The following is a 14,249-nucleotide window of genomic DNA, read 5'->3' as shown; positions in this document are numbered from 1 at the left end:
GGAAGAGATAATGGAATACGATTATATCATTATTGGTGCCGGTTCTGCCGGTAACGTACTGGCAACGCGCCTGACCGAAGATAAAGACACGACAGTACTATTGCTGGAAGCTGGCGGCCCTGATTATCGCTTAGATTTCCGCACCCAAATGCCTGCGGCGTTAGCCTTCCCATTACAAGGTCGCCGCTATAACTGGGCCTATGAAACCGAACCTGAGCCTTACATGAATAACCGCCGCATGGAATGTGGACGGGGTAAAGGTCTAGGGGGGTCTTCACTGATCAACGGAATGTGCTACATCCGTGGTAACGCTATGGATCTCGACGGCTGGGCGAAACGTCCAGGCTTAGAAAACTGGAGCTACTTGGACTGTCTGCCTTATTATCGTAAAGCAGAGACCCGCGATATTGGTCCAAACGATTATCATGGGGGTGAAGGCCCGGTTAGCGTCGCCACACCGAAAACGGGTAATAACCCACTCTTTGCTGCCATGGTCGAAGCGGGTGTACAAGCAGGTTACCCACGTACTGATGATCTTAATGGCTACCAACAAGAAGGCTTCGGTCCGATGGACCGTACCGTCACGACGAACGGCCGTAGGGCAAGTACCGCGCGAGGCTACTTAGATCAAGCGAAGAGCCGCAGTAACCTTACGATCGTAACCCATGCCACCACAGATAAAATTGTGTTCAACGGTAAACGAGCGAGCGGTGTCGACTACCTCACTGGCGGGAGCAAGACCCCGCAACACGCCGACGCGCGCCGTGAAGTCCTACTCTGTGCCGGAGCGATTGCGTCACCACAAATCTTACAACGTTCAGGCGTTGGTTCGGCTGAGCTGTTGAATAAATTTAATATTCCAGTGGTGCACGACTTACCGGGTGTGGGTGAAAACCTGATGGATCACTTAGAGCTGTATCTTCAGTATGAGTGTAAAGAGCCGGTTTCGCTCTACCCTGCCTTGCAAATGCATAATCAACCGAAGATCGGTGCGCAGTGGCTGTTCCAAGGTAAAGGTGTGGGGGCGAGCAACCAGTTTGAGGCGGGTGGTTTTATTCGTAGCCGTGAAGAATTTGAATGGCCGAATATTCAGTACCACTTCTTACCGGTTGCTATCAACTATAACGGGACGAATGCCGTGGAAGAGCATGGTTTCCAATGCCATGTCGGCTCAATGCGTTCTCCGAGCCGTGGCCATGTGCGGATTAAATCTAACGACCCTTATGAGCATCCGGCAATTCTCTTTAACTACATGTCTCACGATCAAGATTGGCAGGAATTCCGTGATTGTATCCGTCTGACGCGCGAGATCATTAACCAACCTGCGCTCGATAAGTATCGTGGACGTGAAATTAGCCCGGGTCTCGATTGTAAAACTGACGAACAGCTAGATGAGTTCGTGCGCAACCATGGTGAGACGGCTTATCACCCTTGCGGCACCTGTAAGATGGGGACCGACCCGATGGCCGTAGTCGATAACGAAGGTCGAGTCCATGGGATGCAAGGACTTCGTGTGGTGGATGCGTCGATTATGCCAGAAATTATTACCGGTAACCTGAACGCGACCACCATTATGATCGGTGAGAAAATCGCTGACGTGATCCGTGGTAAAGCCTCGCTACCACGCAGTACTGCCAGCTACTATGTGGCAGGCGATGCGCCAGCTCGTAATGAACCGATGAGAAAACTGGTCTAACCAAACGCTTAATTCCCTCAGGGTGATACATAATGTATCACCCTTTTTTTTGCCTCGCGCTGAGCCCCCCACTGATAACACCTCGGAAAAATTCATAAATAGAAATATTTCTTTATATAAATCTAAAAAAACCATTAACTAATGCTTACAACTCTTTACCTTTTGCGTAAAAATATGAATAATGCGAACACTCCTGATAACCATTCTCATTGGTATTTACAAGGTAACCTCGTGAAAAAAAATAAAAATATTACGCCATCGTTTAAAGAATTGACTAAATTGGGCGTCTTTGCAGGATTATGCGTCGGATTAAGTGCACCGACTCTGGCTGACACAGTAAGTAATACCTCTAAACAAGTTAATAAATCTAGCGACAGTAAAAATAGTGACGATACCCTGATCATCAAGGCCTCGCTCCCTTCGCTCTACGTCCCAAAAACGCTTTCTGACCCGAAATTTACGCGTCCTCTCGCCGACACGACACGCACCGTAACGGTGGTGCCTGAAAAAGTGATTCAGGAACAACACGCGACAACGCTGACCGATGCGATGAAAAATATCGCGGGCGCGGGCGCATTCTTTGCTGGGGAAAATGGTAGCTCGACGACGGGTGATGCGATTTATATGCGTGGCGTCGATACCTCAAATAGCATCTATGTGGATGGTATTCGCGATATTGCTGCGGTGAGCCGTGATACTTTCAATGTCAGTAGCGTTGAGGTATTAAAAGGCCCTTCAGGATCGGATTATGGTCGTAGCGCCCCGTCAGGATCGATCAATATGATCACCAAGAAGCCTGAATTAGCCACTAACATCGATGGTTCACTGAGTTACGGTAGCGCCTCTAATCGCCGCGCAACCGTCGATTACAATCAGATGATTAATGATAATTCTGCTTTTAGAATCAATATGATGGGTGATAATGGTCACGATAAAACCCGTGATAAAGTTAGCCACGAAAAGTATGGTTTTGCTCCATCCATCGCTTTCGGTCTCGATACCGATACTCGCCTATATCTCGATTATGTTCATGTTCACCAAAACAATACTCCAGATGGCGGCATTCCCACTATTGGTCTGCCGGGTTATAGCGCTCCAAGCGGTTACTCAGCGCTAAACAGTGCCGGCAAAGTTAATCGCCATAACTTCTATGGTACAGATTCTGACTACGATAAATCGAGCACCGATAGCGCGACCATGCGTTTCGAACACGATTTCTCCGACGTTACAACGATTAGAAACACCACACGCTGGGCGCAAACTAGCCAAAAATACCTGATGACCGCCGTGATGGGTGGCGCATCGAATATCCAAACTCATCAATCGGCCAACATCGATGACTGGACATGGAGCCGCCTGGCGAATACCCGCGATTCCGTGAATAAAATCCTGACTAACCAGACTAACCTAACGACTAAGTTCAACACTGGAACCGTCAAACATGATGTAAGTACTGGCGTAGAATTTACTCATGAAAGCCAAACTACCCGTGGGCTGAATGCTATCTCCCCTCCTGCGGTTAATATCTATCATCCTGACAGTTCAATCTCAATCGGTGGGCTTTCGCGTAATGGCGCCGATGCCCATGGCACAACCGATACCTTCGGTCTCTATGCCTTCGACACACTACAGCTAACCGACAAGTTCGAGATTAATGGTGGTGCGCGCTTAGATAGTTATCATACTGAGTATGATTCAGCCACCGCATGCGGTGGAACGGGCCGCGGAGCAGTTGCTTGTTCAACGGGGATTGCGAAAGGGACCCCAGTGAAGACCGTCGATACCAGTAAGAGCGGTAATTTGTTTAACTGGAAGGCAGGCGCGCTTTATCATCTGACAGAAGAAGGCAACGTCTATGTCAACTATGGTGTATCGCAGCAGCCTCCTGGCGGGAATAACTTCCAACTCTCGGCAAGCTCATCATCATCGAAAAATGCCAATAGTACTGACTTCCAACCGCAAAAAGCGGCAACCGCAGAAGTAGGGACTAAATGGAATTTAATGGATAGCCGGTTACTGTTAACCGCTGCTCTCTTCCGTACCGATATTAAAAACGAAGTCGAGCAAGACGCCAGCACTAAGGATTATTCGCAAGTGGGTCGTAAGCGCGTTGAAGGTTACGAACTTACCATTAGTGGCGATATCACCGAGAATTGGCATGCGTTAGCCGGATACACCTTACAGAATGCAAAAGTCTCTGAAGGAAAGGCCGTGAATAACGACGGGTCGAAGTACCTCAGCTATACCCCACGTCATGCGTTTACCGCGTGGACAACTTACCAAATTACTCCTGAGCTAGTCGCCGGAGCAGGTGCACGTTACGTGGGAAGTATGCATCGTGGTTCGGATGGTGCGGTAGGAACGCCGAATGCTATCGATAATTATTGGGTGGCTGACGCGATGGCCGGTTATCAAGTTAACCGCAACCTTGATCTACAGCTAAACGTGTATAATCTGTTTGATAAACACTACGTACAGTCCATTAATAAAAGTGGCTATCGTTACCATCCAGGCGCAGAGCGTAGCTGGATGCTAACGGCAAACGTTCATTTTTAACCGACCTCTATTGCTGTGGCGACTTGCCACAGCAATAGTGTTATTGGATATCCGATTATGATGCACCATATTAAAGGCGTATTGAACGCCGAACAGTTATCCACCCTCACCCAGCATCTCACCCACGCCGATTGGGTGGATGGACGCGTCACCACGGGTCATCAAGGGGCAGCGGTAAAAAGCAACGAACAGGTTGATACCCAGTCTTCTCTATACCAGGAGCTTCAGCAGTTCGTCCTACAGGCTATCAATCAACACCCCCAGTTTTTCAGCGCCACACTCCCGGTCAATATATCCTCTCCCCTCTTCAATCGTTATCAAGGTGGCGGAGCGTATGGTTTTCATGTCGACGGCGCCGTTCGCCGTGAGGAAAACCTCTGGCTACGTACAGATATCTCCGCAACGTTATTTCTTAATGAGCCCGATAGTTACGAGGGCGGTGAGCTGGTTATCCAGGATACCTTCGGCCAACATAAGGTAAAACTGCCCGCAGGCGATATGGTTATCTATCCATCCAGTAGTTTGCATTGCGTCACACCGGTCGTCGCCGGGCAACGTATCGCCTCTTTTATGTGGATCCAGTCGATGGTCCGCGATGAAAAAAAACGCGCGATGCTTAGCCAGCTCGACGACGATATCCAACAACTCTCTTCAATCGAAAGTGCCACGACGACGCGGATGAACTTACTCAACCTTTACCATAACTTGCTGCGTGAATGGAGTGAGATCTAGCGGCTGAACATTAACGACTCTTATCACCGGGCGGAGCATTGTCTCGCTCACCCTGACCTGTTATGTTGTCGTTATACAGTTAAGTTACGGATAAAGAGTTTATGAAACAGCGGGTCGGTATCATTTTTGGCGGGAAATCAGCAGAACATCAGGTTTCATTACAATCAGCGCGCAATATCCTTGAGGCGATTGATAAAACAAAATTTGATGTTGTTCTGTTGGGGATCACTAAGCAGGGGCAATGGTGCAGTTACCAAGTTGATCATTTTCTTGAGCATCCCACTGATCCGAAACGTATTGGCTTAGCCCATGCAGAAGGCGAGCTTTCTCTGCAACCCGGCCATACGCAATCAATCACGTCATCCACCTCAGCCGACCTTTCCCAGCTTGATGTCATCTTTCCTATCGTCCACGGAACATTGGGTGAAGATGGAACATTACAGGGCCTACTCCGTATTCTAAACTTACCCTTTGTAGGATCGGATGTATTAGGCTCCGCGATTAGCATGGATAAAGACGTCACTAAGCGTCTGTTACGGGATGCAGGGCTAAATATAGCACCATTTATTACGCTAACCCCAAGCAATAGAAAGGCTACCGATCTCAATGACGTCGTGGCACAATTAGGATTGCCACTATTCGTGAAGCCCGCGAACCAAGGCTCCTCAGTCGGAGTGAGTAAGGTTGAAACCCTTGCACAATTAGCTCCCGCCATCGAAGAAGCTTTCCGCTTTGACCGTAAAGTCTTAATAGAGACTGCAATTATTGGTCGCGAAGTCGAGTGTGCGGTATTAGGTAACGAACACCCACGAGCCAGCCGCTGTGGTGAGATTGTGCTTTCCGATCAGTTCTATTCTTACGAGACGAAGTATATCAACGAGCAAGGTGCACAAGTTAAGGTTCCGGCAGATATCGATCCTGAAACGGAAGACACTATTCGCGCTATCGCTATTCAGGCTTATCAAGCGGTGGAATGTTTCGGGCTTGCACGCGTTGACGTATTTCTTACCCCAAATAATAAAGTCATTATCAACGAGATTAATACATTACCCGGATTCACTAACATCAGTATGTACCCGAAACTATGGCAGGCAAGCGGACTCGCTTATCAAGATCTCATCACGACACTGATCGAACTCGCTATTGAACGTCATCAGCAACAAAATAAAATTACGTCTGCTTTTGATCACTAATATCTTGACTGCCCTCGGACCAATCGGGGGTAGTCAAATTCCGGCCCCCCGCCTTAGAGCGGTATAAGCGAGCATCAGCTTGACTCACCAAGCGAGTAACAAGCGTTGACCACTGTTCACCCTTTTCGGCGGTTCCAACCGCTAATCCAAGACTAATCGTAATAGATAACGACCGGTCGGTCAGTGCGAAGTCGTGTCGAGCAATACGCTGGCGTAATGCCTCAGCCTGTGCATAGAGTTGTTCTGCATCACTATCGAGCCCAATTAACGCAAACTCTTCTCCGCCAAACCGTGCAATATAAAACTGTTCTCTACAGTCACGTCGTAAGATATAGCCCAGTTCACTCAGTACATCATCACCCGCTTGATGCCCAAAATTATCATTAATCGCTTTAAAATAATCGATATCAAAAATAATCATGCCGATCGAACGACCAGGCTGTAAGGGGATTTCTGCTAATTTTTCGAATAATCCTGCGCGCGAAAGTAGCTGCGTTAAAAAGTCTGTATTCGCACGGATCTCCAGACGCCGGTTCAACGTCTTGATCGCATCAATAGTGACAGAGACCATAAATGGAGTCAGTACCATCGCCGCCACGCCTAATCGAATAGAGACCAACGTCATAATTTCAGGAGGAGTATCCACCCTATGCTCGCCAATCAGATTTTCATAGACCATCATAATTTCTAAGATACCGACAAGAAATGTGATCAATGTCGAAACGAATACCGGTAAGACTAGCGCACACCAGATGAGTACCGGAAGCGGGAAAGCGATACTCCCTGGCCCCCCCACCAATGCCGCGCCAAGAAATAGCGTTGGTACCAAGAGAACCGCCAAGATCGAGGTGCGCTGCCAGACAAAGTGTTGAGAGCGTTTAAAGCTAAGAATAAGAGGGAGGACCATGAGTCCCGTGGAAAATTGTTCGCTGGCCCATAGTCCAATATTAAGTAAGATCTCGGTCGGTGTCTTCTCATTGGCGCTCGCTATTCCGCCCCACGTTCCCGCTAACAACGCCGCGGCTAAGCATACGGGAAACAAAAGGAGAACCTGCTTGGGAGTAAGCTGCTCGTGCTGCGTTGTCCATAACCTTCTAAGCCCGAGAGCAACGACAGCAATAAAAATAATATTCGCTAAATTGATTAATATTGCCGCTGACCACCAACCCGAAAACAGGTAATCATTAAGAAACATGGCTAAACCACAGACCACATAATTTATCGGCCGATGGGTTGCAGGGTAGCGAACAAAGATCCCCGCCACCAGCGCATTCACTATCCAGAACATGGATAACAGGAGTGGCAAGCGAAGGTGACTGCTCACATAGCAGAGGAGAAATGTTAATAAAAACAGAGCAAAAGTCTCAGCAGTACCCCGAAACTTATTCAGAAATGACATCCTTTCCATAGATGAGCCAATACGTATTGCATAACCTTATTCAGCGAGTAAAGTTAGGCTATCTAGAACAGACAGCCCAATTGCTTACCATTTAAGCATAAATTTCTTGAATGGATAATAGCAAACAGTGCGAATAGAAAGGAACTAGTGTGAGGGCTTCCAAACGCGTAGGGCTTGTTCTCGCACATGAAGTTTTTGGGTAGGCGTCATGGCCGAGTATCCTTGGCTTAAGCCTGACTCCCAATCCCCGTAACTCGGGTTCGGCAGTAAAAAGAACTCCGTACCAAACTTTTCTCGATTCTGCATCACAAAAGCGCGGCGCTGAATATTGTCTTTATGCCATGTGGCCTGTCCGAAATCATTCAGGTTATCGCCCACATACACCACAACCTGAAATCCTTGTGCACGGATTTCATCGAATCTTGCTTGTTTATTACTGCTTGACGTATTCAGCAGTAATGTCTGCCCTGATACCCTTGGAAAACCGAGCGCTTTTAAATTTTCCACCGTTGCGAGGCGATCCTGCTCAGCGCGATTAGAGACATAAAATAGTGTTCCGCCATGGCTGTCGATATAGCGGGCAAACTCAACAGCGCCGGGAATAGCGAGGGCTTGTTTCGCATGAGTCCACTGCGACCACGAGGCATCAGTAAAGGGAACTTGTTGTGCCGCTGCCCATGCTTGATAAGCACTGTTGTCAATCATCGTTTCATCAAGGTCGACGATAACGGCTGGAGTACGAGCTCCTTTTTCAACAGCCTGTTGATAGGCATAGGTAGCAAATTTAAAGGTTTGCAGCGCAATTGCAGGATACTCTCCCGACTGCTGCATCCAATTGACCGCCATCGTGGATTGATCGGCTAAACGTTGGTCGGCCACCTGCTCACTGTTGGTGCAGGCACTCAGGTAACCGGCTATCGTTATACAAATTAGAAGTCTACATGTACGCATCATAACCGTTACCTGCTGGTTGTTAAGCCTTAAAGTTTAACGGCGCGTAGGACCACGAAGCGCGCGTCGGAAGCAATTAATTGGCAGTTACCAAATAGTTTTTTTAATTTCCGGTGATAATCAAGGTGTCGATTACCGACGACCCGTAACTCTCCGCCGTAGCCTAAACAGCGTTTCGCATCCCTAAACATCTGCCAAGCAATATGGTCAGTGATGACGCTTTGCTGATGAAAAGGAGGATTACACAATACGGCTTGTAAGCTGCCACCGGTAAAACCACTTAAGCTATTGTTCACTGTAAACTCACAACGCGCCAGATCTGCCGGTAGGTTTTTTTCAACATTAAGTTGGCTTGAGGCCACCGCCATCCACGACTCGTCAACGAAATGAACCTTCGCTTCAGGGTTCTGTTCTAAGGCGAGCAACCCAACTACCCCATTACCACAGCCTAAATCAACAATCTCGCCTTCTAGCTGGCTAGGTAAATGTTGCAGGAAGAGCCGTGCACCAATATCTAGCGATTGTCGCGCGAAGACATTGGCATGGTTATGTACGGTATAGGGTGTACCGTCAAGTGGCCAGCTTAACAAACCGCTACTCGCGGCAGGCGACTCTGCGGTAAGCTTGGCAAACACTAAACGTGATTTTTTCCATGCCAATGAAGTCGTGGTTTCACCCACCCACTTCTCGAAAAGCTCTAACGTTGAGCGATGAATATCTTTCGCTTTCGCTGCAGCAATGATCACCGTATCGGCGGTAATCACTTCGCGCAGGGCTTGGAGCTGGTGCTCAAGCAGCGCTAACGTTTTTGGTATTTTGATGACGACTGCCGCCATTCCTTGCGGTAACGGGGCAAGGCTATCTAGGAATCGAACATTACCAACGGCTAAGTCATTGGTGGCGAAATTATGTAAGGTAGCTTGCTGGCTAATCCAAGAGTCACTGACCTGCCACACTTCCCGAGGCTGCAAGGCACAAGCCAATGCTCCAAAATTATCGTTCATTACTAAGACGGGACCGTCCGGTAATGACTGCTGCAGTAAATATTCGTCCGCGGAATCCCACGCTTGTAAGGTAGGATCTGCCGCATTGGCTGGGTATCGATTAAGGGTAAGCGATTGCCCACTCACTTGCAGTTCATTCATCGGGTTCTTCTCTGTAAAATCGGATAATTATAACGCGTCGGAGTATACGCAGTTTCTGCCCTAAACCCAACACTGCTCAGTCCAAAGCTTTATAAGAAGCTTTCTGCCTGTTGGATCAAACTGGTTTTGGTCAATGCGCCGACAAATTGTCGTTGCTGAGGATTGTTTAATACCGGTAGTCGCTCTAGCGTCACACGGCTAAACGCTTCCCAACCCTGTTTCAACGTTTGATCCTCGTAAACATAGGGAAAATCTCTCTCCATAACCGTTTCAATCGGTGAGTCCAAATTGATCTCCTCAGCAAGGACCTTCTCGACAATCTTATGGATGGACACGACCCCCAGAAAACGCTGCTCGGCATCAATGATATAGACATAGCGTTCACGCTTATGCCCACTAGCACTCAGTGCCTGCTGTACCGAATCTTGTGGAGAGAGGCAGGCTCCTGGGATGATAACGTCGCTGATCCGCGTCTGGTCAAAGGTAAACTTAGCATTGGCCCGCGAGAAATGGGTACCGATCAGTGGGTAGGTCGTCGGAGAGTGGCATCGATACGTCACCATAGTCGCGATGACACAGGCGATCATCAGCGGAAACAGTAAGCTGCTGTTAAGCGTCATTTCCATGACCATCAAAATCGCCATCAATGGTGCCTGAGAGAGCGCCGCTAACACTGCGGCCATACCGATCGCGGCAAATAACCACGGGCTGGCTTGAGTTAGCCCTACCTGCTGGCTCATCACCCCGCAAATACCCCCTAACGTCGCACCGACCATCAGTGCGGGAGTGAACATCCCCCCTACCGCCCCCGATCCTACTGAACAGCTAGTGGCGATAATCTTGAGCGCCAAGAGTGCGAGTAGCATTGGTAAAAGGTAATGCCCGGCAAAAACATTCACAATGACCTCATAACCATTACCCAGAATGGCCGGAGAGAGAATGGCTAATGCGCCGACAATAGCGCCACCACAGGCCAAACGAATCGGCAATGAAGAGATCCGACCAAACAATTGGCGGCTTTTTTGAGTGAGAGAAATAAAACCAAATCCTATCAGCCCGCTTAAAACGGCCACTAATATCGTTATTAATAGCGGGATAACCTGAATCGGAAATTGAATATCCATCAGAGGATATAAGGGTGAGCGGAATCCCAGTAACCACATCGTCAAAACGGCGGTTACAGCTGACAGCATGATAGGGATCGTGCGTTGTAACGCAGAGATCCCGAAAGCAATTTCCGCGACAAAGAGAGTCGCCGCTAAAGGGGCATGATATACCGACGCCAATCCTGCGGCAGCAGCCATCGCGACCATATCGCTGTTCGCTAAGGCAAACCGCTTGGGGACGAATCGCGCTAGCCAGCTTCCACATAGCGCGGCGAGCTGAACCATGGGTCCCTCTTTACCGATAGAAGCACCGCTACTAATACTCATCATTGAGGAGCAGGCGCGCAGTAACGATGCGCCCGTGGGAACCGCATTGAGTCGCGCATTGATAACATCTAAATAGTCCGATTTAATTGCCGTCTGTTTTTCGAGTTTTACCGCGTAGTGCAGTAAAACTCCAGCAACCGCGCCGCCGCCACCGACAATGACGGGCCAGCAATACCAAGGCCAAACTTGCATTGCTTGCGTAATATCATCGCTCTGGCCAAAAACAATAAGGTTGAACAGCGCGATGACTAAGCGAAAACCGAGTGTCACGCTAGCCCCGGCGATCCCGACAGGGATCGCTAATAACAGCCCATTCCAGCTCAGTGAACTATGTTGTATTTTCACCTATCCTCCCCCCATGCCTCTTGGCAGTGTAAAGGCTATAGTCAGGTTCAACAATCCATATCGCTACTTTGCTCACTCGGCAGGTATTACGTAAAGTATTTAAAAATATTACATCCAGAGATTGTTAAACACTCGTAAGTTTCTTATGCTGGAGGAAGCAAAGGGGAGTAACTTCAACGCTGACAGATCGTCATTACGTGTGCAAACACCGGTCGTCAGGCAGTGCCATTAGCATTGTAAGTGAGACCTTGCCACTTGGTGAGGTTTGCAATCAGTCCACTTTGTCTGCCGACATCACCCTTTTTGTCTTACCTATAAGGAAACGCCTTATGCAGACTGTCGGCACCCCATTGATGTGGGGAATATTCTCTATCATCGTCCTAATCATGCTTATCATCGATCTTCGTCTACAAAGTTCAGGGCGCTCGGGCAGTATGAGCGTTAAACATGCCGCGCTCTGGTCACTGGTCTGGGTGGGAGTTTCATTGGGCTTTGCTGCTGGCCTCTGGTTTACCCTGCAACATACCAGCGGAAATGCCGTTGCATCGCAACAAACCCTAAACTTTCTCACTGGCTACCTGTTGGAAAAAGCACTTGCTGTCGATAACGTCTTCGTCTGGCTCATGCTGTTTAGCGCTTTTGCCATCCCACCCGCCCTGCAACAACGGGTTCTGGTGTATGGCGTTTTAGGTGCCATCGTCCTAAGAACCGGGATGATTTTTGCCGGAAGTTGGTTAGTCAACGAATTCAGTTGGATCCTCTATATTTTCGGGGCATTTTTGATTATTACCGGCATCAAGATGTTTTTTTCTAAATCAGCCGAAGATAAGCATGAGGAAGGACGAATTCTGCGCTGGTTGAAGAAACGTATGCGTGTGACGGATCAGCTAGAAGGCGAAAAGTTTTTCGTGCTACGCCAAGGTGTGCGTTATGCCACCCCTCTCCTTCTCGTTTTAATTATGGTCGAATTAAGTGATGTCATATTTGCGGTAGATAGTATTCCCGCTATTTTCGCAGTAACCACCGATCCCTTTATCGTACTAACCTCGAATCTTTTCGCTATTTTAGGCCTGCGCGCGATGTACTTCTTATTAGCGGGCGTTGCTGAAAAATTCAGCTTATTACAATATGGGCTAGCGGTAATCCTCACCTTTATTGGGGTAAAAATGTTACTGATCGATGTCTGGCATATTCCTACCTCCCTATCATTGAGCGTCATCGCCTCTATCTTGATCGTGACCTTAATCCTTAACCACTGGTTAAATCTAAGAAAAAAATCATAACGTTATAAAATGCTACAAGGCTACCACCTAGCCTTGTAGCAACCTGCAACCGGAGATAAAACCAGTTTAAATAACCAATAAATCCAGTTAATTAGATATTATACTCTACTAATAGATGTGTCATGGAGCCAAGATTCGCTTTATCTTGCTTCTCGTTTTCTTATACTGCCGCAGCAAACACGCTTCCACGACGAGTGATCGTGCGAAGTCTCTTTAAAGAAACGACGAATAAGAAATAATAATGACTGCTAAATCTTCAGGGTTACTACACTGGATACGTTCTGGGAACTTAATTACTCAAATCATTGTTGCGCTGATTGCCGGAGTTGCTCTCGCGCTTATCTCTAAACCTGCTGCTCAGGGTGTTTCATTACTCGGTCAATTGTTCGTTCATGCCTTGAAAGCCGTGGCTCCAATCCTTGTATTGTTGTTAGTCATGTCTTCAATTGCGAACCATCAGCAAGGGCACAAAGTTAACGTACGGCCAATTGTCACACTATACCTGTTGAGTACTTTTTTCGCTGCGGTCGTCGCGGTCGTCGCCAGCTATCACTTTCCACAGACGTTAATATTGACCGATGCTCACCCTGGCAGTGCCGCACCGAAAGGTATCCTTGCCATCGCGCAAGGGATCTTACTGAGCATGGTCGTCAACCCTATCGATGCGTTAATCAATGCTAATTATATCGGTATATTAGTATGGGCTATCGCCTTAGGACTCGCCTTCAGGCATAGCTCTGCGGCAACCCGTCACCTGCTTAATGAGTTTTCCTCAGCGATCACCTGGTTGGTAAGTAAAGTCATCCGCTGTGCGCCCATTGGTATCTTTGGTCTCGTCGCATCGGTGTTAGGGACTAACGGCTTTAGTGCGTTATCGAGTTATGTGACGCTATTATTGCTACTCATTGGCTGTATGTTGACCATGGCGTTAATCGTCAATCCTCTTCTGGTTTTCTGGAAAATTCGACGTAACCCTTATCCGTTGGTATTCCTCTGCTTAAAAGAGAGCGGCGTCACCGCCTTCTTTACCCGTAGTTCAGCGGCAAATATCCCTGTCAATATGGCGATAGCTAAGCGTCTTGGGCTTGATGAGGATACCTATTCGGTTTCGATCCCTCTTGGAGCGAATATGAGTATGGCTGGCGCATCCATTACTATTACCGTATTAACCCTCGCAGCGGTGAATACGCTACATATTAGTATTGATCTACCTACTGCAATTATGTTGAGTTTGGTCGCGTCTCTTTGTGCCTGCGGGGCCTCTGGCGTTGCGGGTGGCTCGCTACTACTAGTGCCTGTTGCCTGTAATATGTTTGGCATCCCTAATGAGATGGCAATGCAAGTGGTTGCTATCGGCTTTCTGATCAGCGTCCTACAAGATTCAGCCGAAACAGCATTGAACTCGTCCACGGACTTGTTATTTACTGCCGCCGTCTGTCAGGCATCATCCCCCGCCCAAAAAGAGTCTTAATCTGACTAAAAGCCTCGCCACTGGCGGGGCGCTTACCTATTTTTT

The 14,249-nt window shown here is 48.2% G+C and carries 10 protein-coding genes; 6 read left to right on the top strand and 4 right to left on the bottom strand.

The window, feature by feature from the left end; translation table 11 throughout:
- Positions 1-10: 10 nt before the first annotated feature.
- From betA to ddlA, 4 genes are all read left to right on the top strand, one after another.
- Positions 11-1,696: a choline dehydrogenase gene (gene betA, locus HGT70_RS01715; RefSeq protein ID WP_071433996.1), complete on the top strand. Its 1,686-nt coding sequence runs from the start codon at positions 11-13 to the stop codon at positions 1,694-1,696.
- 231 nt (positions 1,697-1,927) lie between these two features.
- Entirely contained in the window at positions 1,928-4,252 is a 2,325-nt protein-coding gene (locus HGT70_RS01710; protein ID WP_241576114.1) for a catecholate siderophore receptor Fiu, read from the top strand.
- A 57-nt stretch (positions 4,253-4,309) separates the two neighbouring features.
- Positions 4,310-4,984, top strand: coding sequence for a Fe2+-dependent dioxygenase (locus HGT70_RS01705; RefSeq protein WP_214194729.1), 675 nt, complete (start codon positions 4,310-4,312; stop codon positions 4,982-4,984).
- 101 nt (positions 4,985-5,085) lie between these two features.
- Complete coding sequence (gene ddlA, locus HGT70_RS01700; RefSeq protein ID WP_071433992.1) at positions 5,086-6,177, top strand: D-alanine--D-alanine ligase; 1,092 nt, start codon at positions 5,086-5,088, stop codon at positions 6,175-6,177.
- Here ddlA and HGT70_RS01695 read toward each other — a convergent pair.
- The 4 genes from HGT70_RS01695 to HGT70_RS01680 form a co-directional block, all read right to left on the bottom strand.
- Positions 6,155-7,576: a GGDEF domain-containing protein gene (locus HGT70_RS01695; protein ID WP_214194728.1), complete on the bottom strand. Its 1,422-nt coding sequence runs from the start codon at positions 7,574-7,576 to the stop codon at positions 6,155-6,157. The genes ddlA and HGT70_RS01695 overlap by 23 nt on opposite strands.
- 144 nt (positions 7,577-7,720) lie before the next feature.
- On the bottom strand, positions 7,721-8,530 hold the full coding sequence (locus HGT70_RS01690; RefSeq protein WP_071433988.1) for a 5'-nucleotidase, lipoprotein e(P4) family: 810 nt from the start codon (positions 8,528-8,530) through the stop codon (positions 7,721-7,723).
- A 26-nt stretch (positions 8,531-8,556) separates the two neighbouring features.
- On the bottom strand, positions 8,557-9,672 hold the full coding sequence (rlmG, locus tag HGT70_RS01685; RefSeq protein ID WP_071433986.1) for a 23S rRNA (guanine(1835)-N(2))-methyltransferase RlmG: 1,116 nt from the start codon (positions 9,670-9,672) through the stop codon (positions 8,557-8,559).
- Between the two features lie 89 nt (positions 9,673-9,761).
- Positions 9,762-11,450, bottom strand: a complete 1,689-nt coding sequence (locus tag HGT70_RS01680) for a chloride channel protein (RefSeq protein ID WP_214194727.1) — start codon at positions 11,448-11,450, stop codon at positions 9,762-9,764.
- A 329-nt stretch (positions 11,451-11,779) separates the two neighbouring features.
- Between HGT70_RS01680 and HGT70_RS01675 the strand changes: the two genes are divergently transcribed.
- Entirely contained in the window at positions 11,780-12,733 is a 954-nt protein-coding gene (locus HGT70_RS01675; RefSeq protein WP_214194726.1) for a TerC family protein, read from the top strand.
- A gap of 241 nt (positions 12,734-12,974) precedes the next feature.
- On the top strand, positions 12,975-14,204 hold the full coding sequence (gene sstT / locus HGT70_RS01670; protein WP_214194725.1) for a serine/threonine transporter SstT: 1,230 nt from the start codon (positions 12,975-12,977) through the stop codon (positions 14,202-14,204).
- Positions 14,205-14,249 lie beyond the last annotated feature (45 nt).

The organism is Rosenbergiella collisarenosi (assembly GCF_018494085.1).
Taxonomy (GTDB): Bacteria; Pseudomonadota; Gammaproteobacteria; order Enterobacterales; family Enterobacteriaceae; genus Rosenbergiella; species Rosenbergiella collisarenosi.
Note: the sequence above shows the minus strand (reverse complement) of the source record. Positions and strands in the feature narration are given on the sequence as shown.